Source organism: Streptomyces lienomycini (assembly GCF_027947595.1).
Lineage (GTDB): Bacteria > Actinomycetota > Actinomycetes > Streptomycetales > Streptomycetaceae > Streptomyces > Streptomyces lienomycini.
In genome coordinates this window covers 3062488-3084397 of the sequence record NZ_CP116257.1, presented here as the reverse complement: position 1 = coordinate 3084397, position 21910 = coordinate 3062488, and the positions used below count along the sequence as shown (strand labels likewise).

Sequence of the window (21910 nt, the reverse complement as noted above, 5' to 3'; positions counted from 1 at the left end):
GCCTGCGCCCGCACAGGGTGGCCTGAACAGATCACGGACAGGTCCGAAGAGGGGCGCTCTCATGGTCGAGGCACTCGGTGTCGCCGTCGTCGGTTTCGGCTGGATGGGCCGGGTGCACACCCAGGCGTACGCCCGCGTCCGGCACCACTACCCGCACCTCGCGCTGCGCCCGGAGCTCGTGACGGTCGCCGAGGAGGTGCCGGGACGGGCCGAGGAGGCCGCCGCGCAGTTCGGGTTCGCCTCGACGACCCGCGACTGGCGGGAGGTGGCCGCGGACCCGCGGATCCGGGCGGTCAGCATCACGGCCCCCAACTTCCTGCACCGCGAGATCGCCGTCGCGATGGCCGAGGCGGGCAAGCACGTCTGGATCGAGAAGCCGGTCGGACTGACCGCCGGGGACGCCCGCGCGGTGGCGGACGCGGTGGCCAAGGCCGGTGTGCAGGGGACGGTCGGCTTCAACTACCGCAACGCGCCCGCCGTGGAGGCGGCCCGCGACCTGATCGCCGCCGGGGAGATCGGCTCCGTCACCCACGCCCGTATCCGGCTCTTCAGTGACTACGCGGCGCATCCCGAGGGCGCGCTGACGTGGCGGTTCGAGCGCGAGCGCGGCGGCAGCGGTGTGCTGGGGGACCTGGCCTCGCACGGCGCGGACCTGGCCCGTTTCCTGCTCGGCGAGATCACGTCGCTGACCGCCGACACCGCGGTCTTCCTGCCCGAGCGCGCACGCCCCACCGCCGCCACGGCGGGCCACTCACGGGCCGCGGGCGGCGAGCCGGGACCGGTCGAGAACGAGGACTACGTCAGCTGCCTGCTGCGCTTCGCCTCCGGCGCCCGCGGCGTCCTGGAGGCCTGCCGGGTGTCGGTGGGCGAGCAGAACAACTACGGCTTCGAGGTGCACGGCACCCGGGGCGCCGTGTTCTGGGACTTCCGCCGCATGAACGAACTGGGCGTCAGCCGCGGCACGGAGTACCAGGACCAGTCCGTCAGCACCGTGTACGTCGGCCCCGGGCACGGCGAGTTCGCCGCCTTCCAGCCGGGCGCCGCCAACGCCATGGGCTACGACGACCTGAAGGTGGTGGAGGCCCACCGCTTCCTGCGGTCGATCGCGGAGGGCACCCCGTACGGCGCCACCCTGCCGGACGCCGTCCACAGCGCGACCGTGCTGGAGGCCATGACGCGGTCGGCGAGGGACGGCAGTTGGGCCCGGGTCCGACAGGACGGGTGACGGCCGCCCGCTGGTCGACCACTGGTCGCCCGCTGGTTGTTCACCGTGTTTGTCAGGACAAGAATGACCGCACCGTGTGGCCCTGTCACCGAAAGGACGACGATGTCCTCCACCCCGGCTCCCTCCCACCGCGCCCGGCTGTCCGAACGGGACTGCGACCTCGACACGTTCCGCGCGCTCGTGGAGCGGCCCACCGACCCCGCCGCGTACCCGGGGGCCTCGGCCGTGGAGCGGAACGTCCCGGTCTACGAGGCCGGCCGGCTGCGCGACGACGGGGAGACGGCGGCCGAACTCGTCCACGCCCTCGCCGACGGCCCCGGCATCGTGGTGCTCAGGGGCGCGTTCCCGGATCCGGCGGTCGTCGACCGGACGACGGCCGTCTTCGACGCCCTGATCGAGCGCCAGCGCGCCTCCGGCATCACCTCCGGCGACCACTTCGCCGCGCCGGGCGCCAACGACCGGGTGTGGAACGCGTTGGAGAAGGCGGCCCTGCACGACCCCGAGGCGTTCGCCGACTACTACGCCAACGACGCGCTCGCGCTGGTCGCCCGCGCCTGGCTCGGCCCCGGCTACCAGGTCACCTCCCAGATCAACGTGGTCAACCCGGGCGGCGCCGCCCAGACCGTGCACCGCGACTACCACCTGGGCTTCCTCTCCGGCGAGGCCGCCGCCGCGTACCCGGCGCACGTGCACCGCCTCTCCCCCGTGCTCACCCTCCAGGGCGCGGTCGCGCACCGTGACATGCCCGTGGAGTCCGGGCCCACGATGTACCTGCCGCACTCCCAGAAGTACGAGCCGGGCTATCTGGCCTGGCGGCTGCCCGAGTTCCGGGCCTACTTCGAGGCGCACCACGTCCAGTTGCCGCTGGCCAAGGGCGACGCGGTGTTCTTCAGCCCCGCGCTGTTCCACGCGGCCGGCACCAACCGTTCCGCGGACGTCCGCCGCATGGCCAACCTGCTGCAGATCTCCTCGGCGTTCGGCCGCGCCATGGAGGCCGTGGACCGGGAGGCGGTGGTGAACGCCGTCTACCCGGTGCTGCTGAAGCGCCGGTCCGAGGGCGTGGCCGACCGGTGGCACGAGCAGGTGATCGCCGCGAGCGCGGAGGGGTACCCCTTCCCCACCAACCTGGACAGGGACCCGCCGGTCGACGGACTGGCCCCGCCCTCCCAGGCGGACCTCGTACGGCGGGCGCTGCGCGAGGAGTGGACACCGTCGGCCCTGCGCGAGGAACTGCGGGCCGGCCACCGACGACGGGAGAGCCGGTGAGCACGAGGGCGACGGGACTGCTGGACGGCAGGGTCGTCCTGGTCAACGGCGGCACCCAGGGCGTCGGCGCCGCCGTCGCGCGGGCCGCCGTCCGCGAGGGGGCGCACGTGGCCGTCACCGGGCGGCGCCCCGAGCCGGGCGAGGCCCTCGTCGCCGAGTTGACGGCGGCGGGCGGCAGGGCGCTGTTCGTACCGGCCGACCTCGCGGACGCCGGGCAGGCGAAGGCGTCGGTGGCGCGGGTCGTGGAGGCGTACGGCCGGGTCGACTGCCTGGTGAACGCGGCGGGGCTGACCGACCGGGGCACGCTCCTCGACACGACCCCCGAACTGTTCGACCGGCACATCGCGGTCAACCTCAGGGCACCCTTCTTCGCGATGCAGGCGGCGGTCGCGGACATGGTGGGCCGGGGCGCGTCCGGCACCGTGGTCAACGTCATCACGTCGTCGGCACACGGCGGGCAGCCGTTCCTGGCGCCGTACGTCGCCGCGAAGGCGGGCCTCGTCGGCCTCACCCGGAACGCCGCCCACGCGCACCGCTTCGACCGGGTGCGGATCAACGGCCTGAACATCGGCTGGACGGCCACCGAGGGCGAGGACGCCACCCAGCGCGCCTTCCACGGCGCCGGGGACGACTGGCGCGAGCAGGCCGCCGCGCGGCTGCCGATGGGCAGGCTCGGTCAGCCGGACGAGATCGCCGACTTCGTGGTCCTGCTCCTGTCGGACCGGTCCGGGGTGGTCACCGGCTCGGTGATCGACTGGGACCAGAACGTCCTCGGCGGCCTGGACTGACCCGCGCCCCGGACCCATCCCCGAGCCACCTGTACAGCACACGGCACCGCACCGCACCGCACCGTCAGCAAGGAGCAAGACCCTCATGCGTATCGGAATCCTCGGCATCGGCCGTATCGGCGCCTTCCACGCCGAGACCCTCTCCGGACTCGACGCCGTCGACTCGCTGGTCGTCGCCGACCCGTTCGCGGACGCCGCGCGGGCCGCCGCCGAGCGGTTCGGCGCCGAGGTCGCCGACTCGCCCGAGGCGGTGCTGGCCGCCGGGGTGGACGGCGTGGTGGTCGCCGCGGCCACCGACGCCCACCCGGAGCTGATCCTCGCCGCCGTCGAGGCCGGCGTACCGGTCTTCTGCGAGAAGCCCGTCGCGCGCACCATGGCCGAGGGCGTCGAGGTGCTCAAGGCGGTCGCGGGCCGTGACGTGCCGGTGCAGATCGGCTACAACCGCCGCTTCGACGCCGGGTTCGTCGCCGCGCGGGCGGCCGTGAGCGGTGGGGAGCTGGGCAGGCTGCACACCGTGCGGTCGACCACGCTGGACCCGGCGCCGCCGCCCGCCGCCTACATCGCCGCCTCGGGAGGCATCTTCCGGGACTGCTCGGTGCACGACTTCGACATCATCCGCTGGGTGACCGGCCGGGAGGTGAGCGAGGTGTACGCGGTCGGCGGCAACCGCGGCGCCGACTTCATCCGGGAGGCGGGCGACGCGGACACCACGGGTGCGATCCTCACCCTGGACGACGGCACCATCGCCGTGGTCTCCAACAGCCGCCACAACGCCCGTGGTTACGACGTCCGCATGGAGATCCACGGCTTCGACGACTCGATCGCCGTCGGTCTGGAGGACAAGTTGCCGCTGCGCTCGGTGGAGCCCGGCACGACCTTCCCCGCGGGCACCCCGCACGACTTCTTCATGGACCGCTTCACGGCCGCCTACCGCGCCGAACTGACCGCGTTCACCGAGGTGGTCGCCGGTTCCCGCACCTCGCCCTGCACGATCGAGGACGCGCTGGAGGCGGGCTGGATCGCCGAGGCGTGCACCCTGTCGCTGCACGAGCACCGTCCCGTGACGGTCGCGGAGGTGCGGCGGGGCTGAGCGGGACGCGCGACCGGCGGGGCACCCGGTCGTCCCGCCGGACTGCGCGCCGGCGGGACGCCCCGCCCGCCGGCGCGGACTGCCTCAGGCGCCGCAGGAGCGCAGGAACCTGCGGGTGCGCACCGCGATGGGCAGCGGCCTGTCCGGCTCGCAGGGGTACATGTCCTGCTCGACGATGGCGAAGAGGTCCACGCCCAGTTCCTGCGCCGCCGTCAGCACCGGGCCCAACTCGGGCACGCCGCCCGGCGGTTCGCACATCACGCCGCGCTGCACGGCCGGCCCGAACGGCACGCCGCCCTCCCGCACCCCGGCGAGGATCCCCGGGTCGACCTGCTTGAGGTGCAGGTAGCCGATGCGCTCGCCGTAGGTCTCGATCAGCTTGACGCTGTCGCCCCCGCAGTAGGCGTAGTGGCCGGTGTCCAGGCAGAGGTTCACGAGGTCGGAGTCGGTGGCGTCGAGGAAGCGCTCGACGTGCTCCTCGGTGTCGATGTGGGTGTCGGCGTGCGGGTGGACGACGATGTCCAGGCCGTAGGTCTCCCGCACCTCGCGGCCCAGGCGTTCCATGCCCCGGGTGAGGTGGCCCCACTGCTCGCCGGTCAGCTCCGGCGGTTCCAGGATCTCGGCGGTCTTGTCGTCGCGCCAGAAGGACGGGATGACGACGAGGTGCTTCGCGTCCATGGCCCGGGTCAGGGCGGCGACGCGGCCGACCTGTTCCCAGGTGGCGTCCCACTCGGAGGGGCCGCGGTGCAGCCCGCAGAAGATGGTGCCCGCGGAGACCCTGAGGCCGCGCCGGGTCACCTCGTCGGTGAGCCGGGCCGGGTCGGTGGGGAGGTAGCCGTAGGGGCCCAGCTCGATCCAGTCGTACCCGGCCTCGGTGACCTCGTCCAGGAACCGTTCCCAGGGCACCTGCCGGGGGTCGTCGGGGAACCAGACGCCCCAGGAGTCGGGGGCCGAGCCGACGCGGATGCGGTCGAGGGCGGAGGACATGCTCAGGCCTTCCCTTCGGCGGTACCGGATGGCGTGCTGTCGTTCTTCTCGGCGGTGCCGGGCGCGTCGACCTCCGTGGCGCCGCCCGCGTCGTCCGGGAGCGCGTCCACGTCGACGCCGCCGACCTGCGCGAGTTCGTGCTTGAGGGCGGCGAGTTCGGCGCCGCCCGCCATGTGGTTGGTGAGTTCCTCGAGGGTGATGTCGGCACGGGCGGCGCTCAGTTCGAGGGTGCCGAGGCGCAGCACGCTGAAGTGGTCGCCGACCATGTAGGCGTGGTGGGGGTTGTGGGTGATGAAGACGACGCCGAGTCCGCGTTCGCGGGCGGCGGCGATGTACTTGAGGACCACGCCGGACTGCTTGACGCCGAGGGCGGCGGTGGGCTCGTCCAGGATGAGGACGCGGGCGCCGAAGTAGACGGCGCGGGCGATGGCGACGGACTGGCGCTGGCCGCCGGAGAGGGTGCCGATGGGCTGTTCGAGGTCGTCCAGGACGATGCCCATGTTGCGCAGTTCCTCGTCGGCGGTGCGCTTCATGCGGGCGATGTCGAGGCGGCGCACGGGCCAGGGGCCCTTGGTCATCTCGGAGCCGAGGAAGAAGTTCCGCCACACCGGCATCAGCGGGATGGTGGCGAGGTCCTGGTAGACGGTGGCGATGCCGCGGGCGAGGGCGTCGCGCGGGGTGGTGAAGCGCACGGCCTCCCCGTCGACGAGGAACTCGCCCTCGGTGTGCTGGTGCAGCCCGGAGATGATCTTGATGAGGGTGGACTTGCCCGCGCCGTTGTCGCCGAGGACGCAGGTCACCCGGCCGGGATGGACGGCGAGGTCGACGCCGTGCAGGGCACGGATGTTGCCGTAGGCCTTGCCGGCGCCGCGCAGTTCGACGAGCGGCCGGTCCCGCTCGGGCGCGGGGTCGGGGAGCACGGCGCCGTGGGTGCCGGTGGTCTTCGCGGTTCCGGGGGTCTTGCTGGTCATTCCGATCATCTCCGGGTCGCGGCGCGGCGGACGTACAGGTTGATGAGGACGGCGCCGAGAAGCATCACACCGAGGAAGGCCTTGAACCAGTCGGGGTTCCAGCCGGCGAAGACGATGCCCTGGTTCACCATGCCGAACATGAAGGCGCCGAAGACCGGGCCGATCGCCGAGCCGTAGCCGCCGGTGAGCAGGCAGCCGCCGATCACCGCCGCGGCGATGTAGATCAGCTCCTGGCCGACGCCTTCACCCGACTGCACGGTGTTGAAGGAGAACAGCTGGTGCATGCCGACGAACCAGGCGCCGAAGCCGACCAGCATGAACAGCGTGATCTTGGTGAACGTGACGGGTACGCCGACCGCGCGGGCCGACTCCTGGCTGCCGCCGACGGCGAAGATCCAGTTGCCGTACTTGGTGCGCAGCAGCACCCAGGTGGCCAGGGCCGCGAAGACCAGCCACCACACCACGGTGATCTTCACCTCGACGCCGCCGACGTCGAAGGACGAGGCGAACAGGGCCTTGGCCTGGTCGAAGCCGTCCATGTCGCTGATGTCGTCGGTGGCGACGTTGCCGGTGACGAGCTTGGTGACGGCGAGGTTGACGCCCTGGAGGATCAGGAAGGTGGCCAGTGTCACCAGGAAGCTCGGCAGGCCGGTCTTCACCAGCACCCAGCCGTTGAAGGCGCCGACGGCGAGCGAGGCGACGAGGGCGACGACCACGCCCATCCAGACGTTCATGGTCAGCTGGTAGCTGAGCATGCCGGCGGTGAGCGCCGAGGTGACGACGGCGACGCCGGCGGACAGGTCGAACTCGCCGCCGATCATCAGCAGGGCGACGGGCAGCGCCATGATGCCGATGGTGGACGACTGGTACAGCACCGTCGCCATGGAGCCGCCGTCGCGGAGCGTGGGGGCGGCGATCAGGAAGAAGACGAACACGGCGACGGCGCCGAGGAAGACCCCGACCTCGGGCCGGGCGAGCAGCCGCAGCGCGACGGGGCGCTCGCGGGTCCGCCCGTCGGTCTGTCCGGGGCCGGGGGCCGGCGGTGCGGTCACCGCCGGCCCGGCCTGCCTGGCGGTGCTCATCACCGGGTGCCCTTCGAGGCGAACTCGGCGACGGCCTTGACGTTGGACTTGTCGACGAAGGCCGGGCCGGTCAGCACCGGCTGCTCGCCGCCACCGCTGTAGTTGCCGTTGTTCTTGTACAGCCACAGTCCGTCGACGGCGAGGTAGCCCTGGAGGTAGGGCTGCTGGTCGACGGCGAACTCGATGTCGCCCTTCTCGATGGCGCCGGTCAGCTCCTTGTTCAGGTCGAAGGTGGCGACCTGGGCCTTGCTGCCCGACTCGTCCACCGACTGCACGGCCGTCATGGCGAACGGGGCGCCCAGCGTGACCACGCGGTCGATGGCGCTGTCCTGCTGCAGTTTGGCCGTGACCGTCGCCTTCACCGAGGGCTTGTCGGCGCCGTTGACGTAGAGGTTCTCCACCGAGCCCTCGAACGTCTTCTTCAGTCCGTCGCAGCGCTGGGTCAGACCGACGTTGCCCTGTTCGTGGATCACGCAGAGGGCCTTCTTGGAACCCACCTCGTTCAGCTTCTTGCCGAACGCCTCGCCCGCCACGCTCTCGTCCTGGCCGAAGAACTCCATCAGGCCGAGCTTCTGCCAGTCGGCGAGGCCGGAGTTGAGCCCGACCACGGGTATGCCGGCCTTCTCGGCCTTGCCCAGCACGCTCCTGAGGGCGTCCGGCTTGGCGAGGGTGACGGCGATGCCGTCGACCTTCTGGTCGACCGCGTTCTGCACCAGGTTGGCCTGGTTGCCCGCGTTCGGGTCGGCGGAGTAGACGAGCTTGATGTTGTCCTTGGCCGCGGCGGCCTCCGCGCCCTTGCGGACGATGTCCCAGAAGGTGTCTCCGGGTGCCTGATGGGTCACCAGGGCGACCGTCATGCGGGGGGTGTTCGCCTTGCCCGCGGAGGCGCCCGAGTCGCCGTCCTCGTCGGCCTTCTTCCCGCCCGAGCTGCTGGAGCAGCCGGCGAGAGTCAGGGCCGCGGCGGCGGCGAGGGCCACGGCGGGGGCGAATCTGCGGGAGCGGCCGTGCGAAGAGCGGTCCATCTTTTCCTGCACCTCACTGTGGGACTGTGCGACTGTGCGACGGGAGAGCCGTGTGCCAGACCAGAGAAGAATGGCTGTTGCTGCGCTGGGACCGGATACAAGTCCTTGAGGCGCCCACTGTCAATACTTTGTCAAGACATCATTTCACTCGCAGGTCCGAATGTAAGTACAAAGTATTGACAGTGTCGTCCAGGAGTCATACACCTGGGAGGCGGCAGGCCCCCGCCCAGCCAAAGGAGCGTCGCACATGGCCGAGTCAGTCCCGCGTTTCGATCTGATCACGATGGGTCGCATCGGGGTCGATCTCTATCCTTTGCAGACGGGCGTGCCCCTGGCGGAGGTTGAGACCTTCGGCAAGTTTCTCGGCGGTTCGGCGTCCAACGTGGCGGTCGCCGCCGCCCGGTTCGGCCGCGCCGCGGCCGTCATCACCCGCACGGGCGACGACCCGTTCGGCGCCTACCTGCACCGGGCGCTGAAGGAGTTCGGCGTCGACGACCGCTGGGTCACCCCCGTCGCCGCCCACCCCACCCCCGTGACGTTCTGCGAGATCTTCCCGCCGGACGACTTCCCGCTGTACTTCTACCGCCGCCCCAAGGCCCCGGACCTGGAGATCCACCCGAAGGAGCTGGACCTCGACGCGATCCGGGCGGCCTCGATCTTCTGGATGACCGGCACCGGACTGAGCGAGGAGCCGAGCCGTACGGCGACGCTGGCCGCCCTCGCCCACCGCGCGAAGTCCGGCACCACCGTCTTCGACCTGGACTGGCGCCCCATGTTCTGGACCGACCCGGACCAGGCCCGCCCCTACTACGCCCAGGCGCTGCGGCACGCGACCGTCGCGGTCGGCAACCTGGACGAGTGCGAGATCGCCACCGGCGTGCGCGAACCCCGCGCCTGTGCCGAGGCGCTGCTGGCGGCCGGTGTGGAACTGGCCGTCGTCAAGCAGGGCCCGAAGGGCGTGCTCGCCGTCCACCGCGACGGCCGGTCCGCCGAGGTGCCGCCCGTGCCGGTCGAGGTGGTCAACGGCCTCGGCGCGGGCGACGCGTTCGGCGGCGCCCTGTGCCACGGTCTGCTCTCCGGCTGGGAGCTGGAGCGGATCATGCGGTACGCCAACGCGGCCGGTGCCCTCGTCGCCTCCCGCCTCGCCTGTTCCTCCGCGATGCCCACCGAGGCGGAGGTCGACGACCTCCTCGCGCGAGCCACTCCCTGAACGGAGCAACGCCTTGTCCCTGAGCATCCCCGACCTCACCGCGGTCAGAGCCCGGCACCCGGAGGCGATCGCCGAGGCCGCGGCCCGCCGGGAGCGCCGCCCGCTGATCGGCGACTCCGGCCGCCTGATGATCGTGGCCGCCGACCATCCGGCACGCGGCTCGCTCGGCGTCGGCGACCGCCGGCTCGCCATGGCCAACCGGGCCGACCTGCTGGAGCGCCTGTGCACCGCGCTGTCCCGGCCCGGCGTCGACGGGGTGCTCGCCACCGCCGACATCCTGGAGGACCTGCTGCTGCTCGGGGTGCTGGAGAACAAGGTCGTCATGGGGTCGATGAACCGCGGCGGCCTCGCGGGCGCCGCCTTCGAGATGGACGACCGCTTCACCGGCCACCGCGCCGAGGACATCGCCCGGCTGCGCTTCGACGCGGGCAAGCTGCTGCTGCGCATCGACTACGACGACGCCGGCTCGCTGGCCACCATGGAGGCCGGCGCCCGCGCGGTGGACGCCATGGCAGCGCGCCGGCTCCCCCTGTTCGTCGAGCCGTTCGTCTCCCGCCGGGTCGAGGGCCGGGTCCGCAACGACCTGTCGGCCGAGGCCGTCACCCGCTCCATCGCCATCGCGTCCGGCCTCGGCGGCACCTCCGCCTACACCTGGCTGAAACTGCCCGTCACCCACGACCCGGACGACATGGCCGAGGTCCTGGAGACCTCGACCCTCCCCGCCGTCCTGCTCGGCGGGGACATAGGGGGCTCGCCCGCGGACCAGAGCGCGGCCTACGAACGCTGGCGCAAGGCGCTGCGGCTGCCCGGCGTGCAGGGCATGGTCGTCGGCCGTTCGCTGCTCTACCCGGCCGAGGGCAGCGTGGAACAGGCGGTGGACACGGCCGTCGGACTGCTGTGACCGGGAAGAGGCGCGAGAAGAGGCGCGAGAAGAGGCGGAGGAACGGACGATGACGTATCACCTTCCCGCGGGCGGGGCCGCGGCGGACGGCCCGTACGCCGTGGACGTGACGCCCGAGAGCGCCGGCTGGGGCTACAGCAGCCTGCGCGTGGTGAACCTGCCCCCCGGCGGCGGCCACACCTTCGACAGCGGCGAGAGCGAGTGGATCGTCCTGCCGCTGAGCGGCGGCTGCACGGTCGCGACCGCCGACGACTTCGGCCGGGAGACCTTCGAACTCACCGGCCGGGACAGCGTGTTCGGCGGGGTCACGGACTTCGCCTACGTCCCGCGCGAGGCGCGTACGACGCTGACGTCCACCGGGGGCGGCCGGTTCGCCCTGACCGGCGCCCGCTGCACCCGCCGCCTGCCCGCCCGCTACGGCCCCGCGTCGTCGGTGCCGGTGGAGCTGCGCGGCACCGGGAACTGCTCGCGCCAGGTCAACAACTTCGGCGCGGCGGACGTACTGGAGTGCGACAAGCTGATCGCGGTCGAGGTGCTCACCCCCGGCGGCAACTGGTCCTCCTTCCCGCCGCACAAGCACGACGAGCACCGCCCCGGCCGGGAGTCGGTGCTGGAGGAGATCTACTACTTCGAGTTCGCGGACCACGACGGCGTCCCGGGCCTCGGCTACCAGCGGGTCTCGCCGTCCGGGCACGGGCGGGGCACGGACGTGCTCGCCGAGGTGCGCGACGGGGACGTCGTGCTGATCCCCGACGGCTGGCACGGGCCGTCCATGGCGGTCCCCGGCCACCACATGTACTACCTCAACGTCATGGCCGGCCCGCAGGACGAGCGCGCCTGGCTGATCTGCGACCACCCCGACCACGCCTGGGTCCGCGACACCTGGCCGGGCCGGCCGGTCGACCCCCGACTCCCCCTGTACACCGCCCCGAAGAGGTCCGCATGAGCGCCGCCACCCGCCGACTGACCACCGCACAGGCCCTGGTGCGCTTCCTGGCCGCGCAGTACACGGAACGCGACGGTGTCCGCCACCGCCTGATCACCGGCACCTGGGGCATCTTCGGCCACGGCAACGTCGCCGGACTCGGCCAGGCCCTCGTCGAGTACGGGGACGTGATGCCGTACCACCAGGGCCGCAGCGAACAGGCCATGGTGCACGCCGCCGTCGGCCACGCCCGCCAGCTGAACCGTCTGTCGGCGCAGGCGGTGACGACGTCCATCGGCCCCGGCGCCACCAACCTGGTCACCGGCGCCGCCCTGGCCACGGTCAGCCGCCTGCCCGTCCTGCTCCTGCCCGGCGACTACTTCGCCTCGCACGCCGCCGACCCGCTGCTCCAGCAGCTGGAGCACCCCGTCGAGGCCGACGTGTCGGTCAACGACGCCCTGCGGCCCGTCTCCCGGTACTTCGACCGCGTCACCCGCCCGGAGGCGCTCCTCGCCTCCGCGCTGAAGGCCGTGCGCGTCCTGGCCGACCCGGCCGAGACCGGCGCGGTCACCCTCGCGCTCCCGCAGGACGTGCAGGCTCAGGCGTACGACTGGCCGGAGGAGTTCTTCGCCGACCGCGTGTGGCGCGTCCGGCGCCCGGCGCCCGACCCGGTGGAGCTGACCGAGGCCGTCCGGGCGGTCCGCTCCGCCGAACGCCCGCTGATCGTCGCGGGCGGCGGCGTCCACCACAGCGAGGCCGAACAGGCGCTGCGGGCCCTCGTGGACGCCACCGGCATCCCGGTCGCCTCCACCCAGGCCGGCAAGGGCGCGCTGCGCCACGACCACCCGGCCGACCTCGGCGGCATCGGCCACACCGGCACCGCGGTCGGCGACGCGCTCGCCCGCACGGCCGACCTGGTGATCGGCGTCGGCACCCGCTACACGGACTTCACCACGGCCTCCGGCACCCTCTTCCAGCACCCGGACGTCCGCTTCCTGAACCTGAACATCACCGCCTTCGACGCCCACAAGCTCGCCGCGCGCACCCTGGTGTGCGACGCGCGGTCGGGGCTCGCCGCACTGACCGGCGCGCTGTCCGGGCACCGGGTGGACGCGGCGTACGAGACGGAGTACCGCACCGGGAAGGCCCGTTGGGACGAGGCGGTCGAGGGCGCGTTCCACGCCGGCGACGACAGCGCCGTGCCGACCCAGACGCAGGTGCTGGGCGCCCTGGACGCGGTCGTCGGCGACGAGGACGTCGTCATCAACGCGGCCGGTTCGCTCCCGGGCGACCTGCACAAGTTGTGGCGGGCCCGCTCCCCGCGCCAGTACCACCTGGAGTACGGGTACTCCTGCATGGGCTACGAGATCCCGGCCGCGCTCGGCGTCCAGCAGGCCGCGCCCGGCACGCCGGTGTGGGCCCTGGTGGGCGACGGCACCTACCTGATGAACCCGACGGAGATCGTCACCGCCGTGCAGGAGAACCTGCCGGTCAAGCTGGTGCTGGTGCAGAACCACGGGTACGCCTCGATCGGCGGCCTGTCCGAGACGGTGGGTGCCGAGCGCTTCGGCACCGACTACCGCCACCGCGTGGCCGACGGCTCCTTCACCGGCACCCCACTCCCCGTCGACCTCGCCGCGAACGCGGCCAGCCTCGGCATGGACGTGCTGCGCGCCAAGACCGTGCGGGAGCTGCGCGAGGCGCTCACGACGGCCCGCGCGGCGACCCGCCCGACGTGCGTGTACGTCGAGACCGCGCCCGCGCCGACCGACCCCCCGGCACAGGCCTGGTGGGACGTGCCGGTGGCGGAGGTGTCGGCCCGAAAGGCCGCCACGCGGGCACGGACGGAGTACGAACGCTCGCTCGCCGAGCGCCGCCACCACCTCTGACACCCGCTCCCCCCGACAGCCAGTCACCTACGCAAGGGAGGTACGTCCATGGCGAAGACCGGCGACCCCGCACGTGCCGTGACCGCCCCCGCGACCGGCACCCTGGACTTCGCCCTCGACCGCGGCAGTCCGGTGCCGCTGTACTACCAACTGGCCCAGCAGTTGGAGGCCGCGATCGAGCGCGGCGTCCTCGCCCCGGGGAACCTGCTCGGCAACGAGGTCGACCTCTCCGTCCGCCTCGGTCTGTCCCGGCCGACCGTCCGGCAGGCCATCCAGTCGCTCGTCGACAAGGGGCTGCTGGTCCGGCGGCGCGGCGTGGGCACCCAGGTGGTGCACAGCCAGGTCAGGCGCCCGCTGGAGCTGAGCAGTCTCTACGACGACCTGGAGGCGGCCGGGCAGGGCCCCGGCACCCGCGTGGTGCGCAACGAGGGCGTGCCGGCCACGGCCGAGGTGGCGGCGGCCCTCGGTGTCGCGGAGGGCAGCGAGGTCACCGTCCTGGAACGGCTGCGCCTCACCCACGGCCAGCCGGTCGCGCTGCTGTGCAACCACCTTCCGGCGGGCCTGCTGGAACTCGACGACGCCCGGCTGGAGTCGACGGGCCTGTACCGGATGATGCGCGCGTCCGGCATCACCCTGCACAGCGCCCGCCAGACCGTCGGCGCCCGCGTCGCCTTGCGCGAGGAGGCCGAACGCCTCGCCGAGAAGGAGGGCGCCGCGCTGCTCACCATGCGGCGCACGGCGTACGACGACACCGGGCGGGCGGTGGAGTACGGGACGCACGTCTACCGCGCGTCCCGGTACTCGTTCGACTTCCAACTGCTGGTCAGGAACTGACCGTGCTCAGTGGACCGTGTCCAGGCGGGTCCGCTGGTCCTCCGTCAGTTCCAGGTCGACGGCCGCCAGGTTCTCCTCCAGTTGCGCCACCGACGACACGCCGGTCAGCGGCACGATCGGCAGCGCGGCGCCGATCTGCCAGGCGAGCACGACCTGGTTGACCGTGGCCCCGGTCTCCCGGGCGATGTCCCGCAGCACCGCGAGCCGGGCCGGGGTGCCCGGGTGGTCGTAGTCCGCGGGCAGCGGCTTGTCCTCGCGGACGTACGCGCCGCCCAGCAGGGGCATGTACGCGACCAGGGTCAGGGCGGGGTCGGCCCGCAGGTAGCCGAGGAGTTCGGCACCGGCGTGGCCGAGGCTGCCGTACGGGGAGAACTCGCCGGGTATGTCGAAGCGGGGCCGCAGGTGGCTGTGCTGGTACTGGAGCACCTCGTATCCGGGGAGTCCGGCCGCCGCGGCCAGGGCGCGGGCCCGCTCGACGCGCCACATCGCCTGGTTGCTGACGCCGAGCAGCCCGACGGTGCCCTCCGCGACCAGTGCCCCGAACCCCTCGACGGTCTCGCGCTGCTCCACGGTGTAGTCGTCTATGTGCGCGTAGAGCAGGTCGAGCTTCTCCACGCCGAGGCGTTCCCGGCTGCGGTCGGCCGCCTCGCGGATCACCTTGGCCGACAGGCCCTCGGGGTTGTCGGTGTAGTGGGTGCCGGGGGCCAGCGGACGCGCGCCCAGCTTGGTGGCGATCACGACCTCGTCGCCGACCCCGCGGCCGCGCCGCCAGCGCCCGAGGAGTTCCTCGCTCTGGCCGCCCTGGCCGCCGTCGGTCCAGAAGGCGTAGTTGTCGGACGTGTCGATGAAGTTCCCGCCGGCCTCCACATAGCGGTCGAGGACGGCGAACGAGGTCTTCTCGTCGGTCAGCGAGCCGAACAGCATCGCGCCGAGCGCCAGCACACTCACCTCGCGGCGGTGCGCCGGGTCGGTGCCTATGGTGCGGTACTTCATGGTGTTCCTCCCCATACGTACCCGGTCGTCCGGGTACAGAGGGGAGTCTTCTCTTTGAAGTGCGCTTCAAGTCAAGCGCTCACTAGGGTCGGCTCCTGTGAACAGGCGACAGCACAAGAAACAGTCCCGGCGGCTGGTCGACGCCGCGCTGGTCGGCGACATCGCCCGGGTGAGGGCCGCCCTCCGCGCCGGAGCACCGGCCGAGACGGCCGACACCGCGGGCAGCACACCGCTGTACCTGGCGTCCGTGAACGGGGACGCCGCCGTCGTCCGCGTGCTGCTCGCGGCCGGTGCCCGGCCCGACACGGAGAGCGGGACCGGCTCGGAGGGCACGCCGCTGTGCGGGGCGGCCTGCTGGGGGCACGCGGAGGCCGTCCGCGCGCTCCTCGCCCACGGGGCCGACCCGAACCTGCGCGAGGACCGCGGCACGGAGTGGACGCCGCTGGAGTGGGCGTCGAAGGGTGCGCACGCGGAGACGGTCGACCTGCTCCTCGCGGCGGGGGCACGGTCGCGGGACTGATCTCGGACGGGAGGGGCGGCACGAAGAAGGACCTTCGCGGACTCGCGTCCGTGAAGGCCCTCCACACCGTCGGGACGACAGGATTTGAACCTGCGACCCCTTGACCCCCAGTCAAGTGCGCTACCAAGCTGCGCCACGTCCCGGTGTGCTCACGCGCGGTGCACCGCGCGATCACGCGGACAGCACTTTACCCCACGCACCGGGCCACACCTAAGCGGGTACGGGCGAGGGACAATCACTCCCATGGACACCCCTGCCGACAGCCCCATCGACGGCCCCACCGACAGCTCCGCCGACGAGCCCCTGGACCGCACCGCCACGGACCGCGCGGCGGCCGGGCGGGACCGTGACGAGGAGGGCCGGGCGCGCAACGCCCGGCCGCGGGACGGGCTGGGGCGCCCGTTGCCGTACGGGGCGGACGGCGTGCCCCGGCAGCCGGAGGGCGTCGTACGGGCCCCGGACGAGACGGTCGCCGAGGCGCAGCGGCTGCTGGACGCGGGGCGGCCGTTCCACGCGCACGAGGTGTTCGAGGACGCCTGGAAGTCGGGCCCCGACGAGGAGCGGGAGCTGTGGCGGGGACTGGCCCAGCTGGCCGTGGGGCTCACGCACGCGGCCCGCGGCAACGTCACCGGCGGGGCCAGGCTGCTGCGGCGCGGGGCCGGGGCCGTCGGCGCGTGGGCGGCGTCGGGGGCCGGGCGGCAGCGGCCGTACGGGATGGCCCTCGGCCCGGTCGCCGGGTGGGCCCGGGAGCTGGCGGACGACGTGGAGGACGGCGTGGCCGTGGACGCGGCGGCGCGGGCGCCCCGGCTGCGCGGCTGAAGCCGGGAGCGCCGCCCGGGGCGGCCCGCGGGACGGCCCGGCCGGGGCGGTGTCGGTGGCGTACGGCAGACTCGTGGCGTGCGGACCATTCATGTGATCGGAATCGGCGCGGGCGACCCCGAGCAGCTCACCCTCCAGGCGGTCGGGGCGCTGCGGAGCACGGACGTGTTCTTCGTCCTGGACAAGGGCGAGGCGAAGGCCGACCTGGTGCGGCTGCGCCGGGAGATGCTGGAGACGCACGTACCGGAGGGGACGTACCGGATCGTCGAGGCGCGCGACCCGGAGCGGGACCGGGGTGCGGGCGGCGCGGCGTACTCCCCCGCCGTCGGGGACTGGCGCACGGCCCGCGCCGGCATCTACGAGCGGCTGATCGCCGAGGAGCTGGGCGAGGACGAGAGCGGCGCGTTCCTGGTGTGGGGCGACCCCGCGTTGTACGACAGCACGCTGGGCATCCTGGAGGAGATCCTGGAGCGCGGCGCGGTGGCGTTCGAGTACGACGTGGTGCCCGGGATCAGCAGCGTCTCCTCGCTGGTCGCCCGGCACCGGACCGGGCTGAACCGGGTGGCGCGGCCGGTGCAGATCACCACCGGGCGGCGGCTCGCCGAGGGGTTCCCCGAGGACGCGGACGACGTCGTGGTGATGCTCGACGCGCACCAGGCCTTCCGGCGGTACGCGGACCAGGACATCGACATCTACTGGGGCGCCTACCTGGGTACCCCGGACGAGATCCTCGCCGCCGGCCCGATCGCCGAGGCCGCGCCGCGCATCGAGCGGCTGCGCGCCGAGGCGCGGGAGCGCAAGGGCTGGATCATGGACACGTATCTGCTGCGCCGCAACCCCGGGGACCGCTGACCGGCCCCTCGGGCGCACCCGGGCGGACCGTCCCCGCATGCGTGGCCGGTGCACCGGTGTGATCGTGGCCGCGTGACAGTCGCCGAGGAAGCGCCACGGACCGCCGCCGCCCAGCCGCCCGTGCTGGACCGGCGGCGCCGCAACGTCGTCTTCGTCACGATCGTGCTCGGGATGCTGCTGGCGGCCCTGGACCAGACGATCGTGGGCACCGCGCTGCCCACGATCGTGTCGGACCTGGGCGGCGCCGAGCACATGTCGTGGGTGGTGACGTCCTACCTGCTCGCGGAGACCGTGGCGACGGTGCTGGTCGGCAAGTTCGGCGACCTGTTCGGCCGCAAGGTGGTCTTCCAGGTGTCGGCGGTCGTGTTCATCACCGGCTCGTTCCTGTGCGGGCTGGCGACGAACATGCCGCTGCTGATCGTCTGGCGGGCGGTGCAGGGCGTCGGCGCGGGCGGCCTGATGGTGACGGCGATGGCGCTGATCGCGGACGTCATCCCGCTGCGGGAGCGGGGCAAGTACCAGGGCGCGATCGGCGCGGTGTTCGGTGTCGCGACGGTCATCGGGCCGCTGCTCGGCGGCCTGTTCACCGACCACCTGTCGTGGCGGTGGGCGTTCTACGTCAACGTGCCCATCGCGATCGTCGTCGTGATCGCCGCCGCCCGCACCATCCCGGTGGTGAAGTCGGCGGCCCGTCCCGTCATCGACTACCTGGGCATCGCGCTGGTCGCGGTCGGCGCGAGCGCGCTGATCCTGGCGACGAGCTGGGGCGGCAACGAGTACGCGTGGGGCTCGGCCGTCATCATCGGCCTGTTCGCGGGCGGTCTGGTCGCGCTCGGTCTGTTCTGCCGGGTGGAGACCCGGGCGGCCGAACCGATGCTGCCGATGCGGCTGTTCTCCAACCCGGTGTTCACGGTCTGCTCGATCCTCAGCTTCATCGTCGGCTTCGCGATGCTCGGCGCGCTGACCTATCTGCCGACGTATCTGCAGTACGTGGACGGCGACTCGGCCACCGTCTCCGGGGTGCGGACGCTGCCGATGGTGGCGGGGCTGCTGATCGCCTCGGTGTTCAGCGGCAGCGTGGTCAGCAAGACGGGGCGCTACCGGCTGTTCCCGATCGCGGGCACGCTGGTGATGGGCGTCGGCCTGTACCTGATGTCGCTGATGGGCCCGTCGACGGGGGCGGGGCTGGAGTCGCTGTACATGTTCGTGCTGGGCACCGGCATCGGCCTGTCCATGCAGGTGCTGACCATCGCCGTGCAGAACACCGTCGACTACGCAGACCTGGGCACGGCCACCTCGGGCGTCACCTTCTTCCGCACGCTGGGCAGTTCCTTCGGTACCGCCGTGTTCGGCACGATCTACGCCAACTCGCTCGGCCCGAACCTGCGGGACGGCGTCTCGGCGGCGGCCCGCACCGGCGCCGCCGATCCGTCGGTGATCGCCACCGCGTCGAGCAGTCCGGAGGGCGTGCACCGGCTGCCGCCCCAGGCGTCGGCGCCGATCGTGGGGGCGTACGCGGACACCATCCAGACCGTGTTCCTGTGGACGGTGCCGGTCGCCGTCGTCGGGTTCGTCGTCGCCCTGTTCCTGAAGCAGGTCCAGCTGCGCGACAGTGCCCGCGCGGGCTCCACGGACATGGGCGAGGGGTTCGCCTCACCGCACGACGCCAGCAGCAGGCGGACCCTGGAGGCGTCCGTCGGGAAGATCGTCGGCAGTACGGAGCTGGACACCGCGCGCCGCCTGATCGCGGACAGCGACACCCGGCTCGACGTCGCCGGTGCCTGGGCGGTCATGCAGGTCGAGCTGTTCACGCGGCTGGTCGGGCACGCGGGCCTCGGTCTGATCGCCGCCCGCCGCCGGGTGCCGCCGGAGGTGCTGCTGCCGGTCTTCGACCGGATGGTCGAGGAGGGGTTCCTGACCCGGGACGGCTCCCTGCTCTCCCACACACCGGCGGGCGCCCGCGAGGCCCGGATCATCGGCCGGGCCTGGGCGGACTGGCTGGAGGACCGGGTGGAGCAGGACATCGGCCGCCCCTCGGACGCGGAGCTGCGCGCCGCCCTCGACTCCATCGCCAAGCGGCTGCTGGTGGAGGACCTGAGCAACGGTCTGCCCGAGCGCGTCAGGCCAGCAGAAGCTGCAGACCGCCCACCACGGTCGCCGCGATCACCAGACGCTCGAACAGGCGTTGGTTGATCCGGTTCACAGCCCATTTGCCGAGGAACGCGCCGGGCACCACGAAGACGACGAGCGCGGCGTCGAGGAACAGCGAGCGGCCGTCGATCAGCCCGAGGCCGGCGCTGAAGGGCAGCTTGGAGACGTTGACGATCAGGAAGAAGAACGCCGAGGTGCCCAGGAAGCCGAGCTTCCTGAATCCCGCGGACAGCAGGTACATCGACATGACCGGGCCGCCCGCGTTGGCGACCATCGTGGTGAACCCGCCGAGCACCCCGTAGGAGCGGGCCTTCACCCGGCCGGCGCGCGAGGCGGTCTCCTCGTCCGGCTGCTCGGGGGCGTCGGCCCGCCTCCGGCGCCACACCGTCACCCCGGCCATGAACAGCAGGATCACGCCGATCGACGTGCGGACGATCCCGTCGTCGGCCCACACCAGGAACAGGGTGCCCACGACCACGCCCACCCCGACCGCCGGGAACAGCCGCCACAGGGTGGGCCAGTGCGCGTGCCGCCGGTAGGTGAGGACGGCGAGGATGTCACCGGCGATCAGGACCGGCAGCAGGATGCCGGTGGAGGCGCGGGCGGGCAGGACCGCCGCGAAGACCGCCAGGCTCACCGTGTTGGCCCCGCTGACCGCGGTCTTGGAGAAGCCGACGAGCAGGGCCGCGAAGGCGAGGGCGGCGAATTCCCAGCCGGTGATGTGCCAGAGCGTCATGGTGTCCATTGCGGGCACCGATGCTATGCGCACACCACCGGCACCGTAAGCACCGTCTCGTCCATCGATCCTCAGCGTCCGGTGTACGTCACCCGCAGCTCCCGCTTGAGCACCTTCATGCTCGGCCCGAGCGGCAGCTCGTCCGCGAACTCCACCCGGCGCGGGTACTTGTGCCGCCCGAGGTGCTGCTTGGACCACTCGGTGACACCGTCCGCGTCCGGCGTCGCGCCGGGGGCACGTACGACCACCGCGCAGACCTCCTCGCCGTGCAGCTCGTCCGGGAGGCCGATGACGGCGACCTGGGCGATGCCGGGGTGGCGCATCAGCACCTCCTCGACCTCGCGCGGATAGACGTTGTAGCCGCCGCGGATGATGACGTCCTTCTTCCGGTCGACGATCCGGAGGAACCCGTCGTCGTCCTTGGTGCCGAGGTCCCCGGTGCGGAACCAGCCGTCGACGAGTGCCTGGGCGGTCGCCTCGGGGCGGCCGAGGTAGCCGGAGAACACGTTGTGGCCGCGTACGACGACCTCGCCCAGCTCACCGGGCGGAAGCAGTTCCACGCGGTCCTCGACCTCCGCGCGGGCGATCTCCACGTCCACGCCCCACAGGGGGTGGCCGATGGTGCCGGGCCGGGCGCCGAACACCGGCTGGTTCACGGTCGCGGCCGGGGAGGTCTCGGAGAGCCCGTACCCCTCGTAGATCTTCGCGCCGAACGCCTCCTCGAACCGTTCGAGGACGGCCACCGGCAACGAGGCGCCGCCGGAGACGCACACCCGCAGGTCCGGCAGGGCCTCGGCGCCGGCCGCCGCGGCGGCGAGGGCCACGAACATGGTGGGCACCCCGTGGAAGGTGTTGACGTTCTCCTTCACCATCAGCTCGATCGCGCGGGCCGCGTCGAAGCGCGGCAGCAGGACGAGGGTGGCACCGGCCCGCCAGGTGGAGTTCAGGGAGACGGTCTGGCCGAAGGCGTGGAAGAGCGGCAGCGCGCCGAGCGCCACGTCGTCGGGCCGGATGTCGTTGGCGTCGAAGGCGTTGACGGTCGCGTTCATCACCAGGTTGAAGTGGCTGAGCACGGCGCCCTTGGGGACGCCGGTGGTGCCGCTGGTGTAGAAGACGACGGCCGGGTCGTCGGCGTCGCGGGTGACGTACGAGGGCAGCGGCTCGGCGTCCGCGGCGAGCCTGCCGAACTCGGCCTCGTCGCCGAGCGTGAGCATCCGGACGCACGTCTCCCGCGCGGCGGCGGCTCCGGTCTCCGCCTGCGCCGGGTGGCACAGCAGCAGGGTGGCGCCGCTGTCGCGCAGGACGTGCTCGACCTCGGTGGCCGACAGCAGCAGGTGCACGGGCACGACGACGGCACCGGACGCGGCGACGGCGTAGTACGCCTGGGGAAAGTCGGCGGTGTTCGGTGCCATCAGCGCGACCCGGTCCCCCGGCCGGACACCGAGGGCGGTGAGGGCGCCGGCCTGGGCGCGGGCCCGCTGCCACACCTCGGCGAAGGTCAGCCGCAGGTCGCCCTCGACCAGCGCCTCCTTGTCGGGACGGCGCCGGGCGTTCTCGGCGAGGACGGCGGCGACGGAAAGGGTTGCCATGAGGGTGTTGCTCCGTTTCCTTGCTGCGACTTTGCAGAGGGTGGTGGCTCTACGGCTGGG

Annotated in this window: 20 protein-coding genes and 1 tRNA gene; 13 read left to right on the top strand and 8 right to left on the bottom strand. The window is 72.6% G+C overall.

Going from position 1 to position 21910, the window contains the following annotated elements; translation table 11 throughout:
- Nucleotides 1-61 precede the first annotated feature (61 nt).
- The 4 genes from BJ961_RS13850 to BJ961_RS13835 all read left to right on the top strand — a co-directional run bounded on the left by BJ961_RS13850 (nt 62) and on the right by BJ961_RS13835 (nt 4369).
- Nucleotides 62-1225: a Gfo/Idh/MocA family protein gene (locus BJ961_RS13850; RefSeq protein WP_271321608.1), complete on the top strand. Its 1164-nt coding sequence runs from the start codon at nt 62-64 to the stop codon at nt 1223-1225.
- Nucleotides 1226-1327: 102 nt separating this feature from the next.
- Entirely contained in the window at nt 1328-2491 is a 1164-nt protein-coding gene (locus tag BJ961_RS13845; RefSeq protein WP_271321607.1) for a phytanoyl-CoA dioxygenase family protein, read from the top strand.
- Nucleotides 2488-3279, top strand: a complete 792-nt coding sequence (locus BJ961_RS13840) for an SDR family oxidoreductase (protein ID WP_271321606.1) — start codon at nt 2488-2490, stop codon at nt 3277-3279. The genes BJ961_RS13845 and BJ961_RS13840 overlap by 4 nt, the downstream gene beginning before the upstream one ends.
- A gap of 85 nt (nt 3280-3364) precedes the next feature.
- Entirely contained in the window at nt 3365-4369 is a 1005-nt protein-coding gene (locus BJ961_RS13835; RefSeq protein ID WP_271321605.1) for a Gfo/Idh/MocA family protein, read from the top strand.
- Between the two features lie 84 nt (nt 4370-4453).
- Here BJ961_RS13835 and BJ961_RS13830 read toward each other — a convergent pair whose 3' ends face one another.
- Genes BJ961_RS13830 through BJ961_RS13815 form a run of 4 tightly spaced genes read right to left on the bottom strand, consistent with a single transcriptional unit; the run spans nt 4454 to nt 8431 of the window.
- Nucleotides 4454-5356 (bottom strand): sugar phosphate isomerase/epimerase family protein, encoded by a 903-nt coding sequence (locus BJ961_RS13830; RefSeq protein WP_271321604.1) that lies wholly within the window; start codon nt 5354-5356, stop codon nt 4454-4456.
- A gap of 2 nt (nt 5357-5358) precedes the next feature.
- Nucleotides 5359-6327, bottom strand: a complete 969-nt coding sequence (locus BJ961_RS13825) for an ATP-binding cassette domain-containing protein (protein ID WP_271321603.1) — start codon at nt 6325-6327, stop codon at nt 5359-5361.
- A gap of 5 nt (nt 6328-6332) precedes the next feature.
- Nucleotides 6333-7409 (bottom strand): ABC transporter permease, encoded by a 1077-nt coding sequence (locus BJ961_RS13820; RefSeq protein ID WP_271321602.1) that lies wholly within the window; start codon nt 7407-7409, stop codon nt 6333-6335.
- A complete protein-coding gene (locus tag BJ961_RS13815) occupies nt 7409-8431 on the bottom strand; it encodes a sugar ABC transporter substrate-binding protein (protein WP_271321601.1) in 1023 nt (340 codons plus the stop codon). Before BJ961_RS13815 ends, BJ961_RS13820 begins: the two co-directional genes overlap by 1 nt.
- 247 nt (nt 8432-8678) lie before the next feature.
- On the opposite strand from BJ961_RS13815, the gene iolC reads away from it, so the two are divergent.
- Genes iolC through BJ961_RS13790 form a run of 5 tightly spaced genes read left to right on the top strand, consistent with a single transcriptional unit; the run spans nt 8679 to nt 14190 of the window.
- Nucleotides 8679-9641, top strand: a complete 963-nt coding sequence (gene iolC, locus BJ961_RS13810) for a 5-dehydro-2-deoxygluconokinase (RefSeq protein WP_271321600.1) — start codon at nt 8679-8681, stop codon at nt 9639-9641.
- A 13-nt stretch (nt 9642-9654) separates the two neighbouring features.
- The gene (locus BJ961_RS13805; protein WP_271321599.1) at nt 9655-10542 is read left to right on the top strand and encodes a Cgl0159 family (beta/alpha)8-fold protein; all 888 of its coding nucleotides are present in this window, start codon (nt 9655-9657) and stop codon (nt 10540-10542) included.
- A 49-nt stretch (nt 10543-10591) separates the two neighbouring features.
- Nucleotides 10592-11488 (top strand): 5-deoxy-glucuronate isomerase, encoded by an 897-nt coding sequence (gene iolB / locus BJ961_RS13800; protein ID WP_271321598.1) that lies wholly within the window; start codon nt 10592-10594, stop codon nt 11486-11488.
- Nucleotides 11485-13356, top strand: a complete 1872-nt coding sequence (gene iolD, locus BJ961_RS13795; protein ID WP_271321597.1) for a 3D-(3,5/4)-trihydroxycyclohexane-1,2-dione acylhydrolase (decyclizing) — start codon at nt 11485-11487, stop codon at nt 13354-13356. The genes iolB and iolD overlap by 4 nt, the downstream gene beginning before the upstream one ends.
- A gap of 48 nt (nt 13357-13404) precedes the next feature.
- Nucleotides 13405-14190 (top strand): GntR family transcriptional regulator, encoded by a 786-nt coding sequence (locus BJ961_RS13790; RefSeq protein ID WP_271321596.1) that lies wholly within the window; start codon nt 13405-13407, stop codon nt 14188-14190.
- Between the two features lie 6 nt (nt 14191-14196).
- Here the strand turns inward: BJ961_RS13790 and BJ961_RS13785 are convergent, their stop codons facing one another.
- Entirely contained in the window at nt 14197-15183 is a 987-nt protein-coding gene (locus BJ961_RS13785; RefSeq protein WP_271321595.1) for an aldo/keto reductase, read from the bottom strand.
- Between the two features lie 97 nt (nt 15184-15280).
- Between BJ961_RS13785 and BJ961_RS13780 the strand changes: the two genes are divergently transcribed.
- A complete protein-coding gene (locus tag BJ961_RS13780) occupies nt 15281-15703 on the top strand; it encodes an ankyrin repeat domain-containing protein (RefSeq protein ID WP_271321594.1) in 423 nt (140 codons plus the stop codon).
- Nucleotides 15704-15772: 69 nt separating this feature from the next.
- Here the strand turns inward: BJ961_RS13780 and BJ961_RS13775 are convergent.
- Nucleotides 15773-15846, bottom strand: a tRNA-Pro gene (locus BJ961_RS13775).
- A 100-nt stretch (nt 15847-15946) separates the two neighbouring features.
- On the opposite strand from BJ961_RS13775, the gene BJ961_RS13770 reads away from it, so the two are divergent.
- From BJ961_RS13770 to BJ961_RS13760, 3 genes are all read left to right on the top strand, one after another.
- Complete coding sequence (locus BJ961_RS13770; RefSeq protein ID WP_271321593.1) at nt 15947-16522, top strand: DUF309 domain-containing protein; 576 nt, start codon at nt 15947-15949, stop codon at nt 16520-16522.
- Nucleotides 16523-16600: 78 nt separating this feature from the next.
- Complete coding sequence (gene cobF, locus BJ961_RS13765; RefSeq protein ID WP_271321592.1) at nt 16601-17374, top strand: precorrin-6A synthase (deacetylating); 774 nt, start codon at nt 16601-16603, stop codon at nt 17372-17374.
- Nucleotides 17375-17446: 72 nt separating this feature from the next.
- Nucleotides 17447-19567 (top strand): MDR family MFS transporter, encoded by a 2121-nt coding sequence (locus BJ961_RS13760; protein ID WP_271321591.1) that lies wholly within the window; start codon nt 17447-17449, stop codon nt 19565-19567.
- Here BJ961_RS13760 and BJ961_RS13755 read toward each other — a convergent pair.
- Nucleotides 19494-20270 (bottom strand): sulfite exporter TauE/SafE family protein, encoded by a 777-nt coding sequence (locus BJ961_RS13755; RefSeq protein ID WP_271321590.1) that lies wholly within the window; start codon nt 20268-20270, stop codon nt 19494-19496. The genes BJ961_RS13760 and BJ961_RS13755 overlap by 74 nt on opposite strands.
- A gap of 62 nt (nt 20271-20332) precedes the next feature.
- Nucleotides 20333-21850 (bottom strand): long-chain-fatty-acid--CoA ligase, encoded by a 1518-nt coding sequence (locus tag BJ961_RS13750; protein WP_271321589.1) that lies wholly within the window; start codon nt 21848-21850, stop codon nt 20333-20335.
- Between the last annotated feature and the right edge of the window lie 60 nt (nt 21851-21910).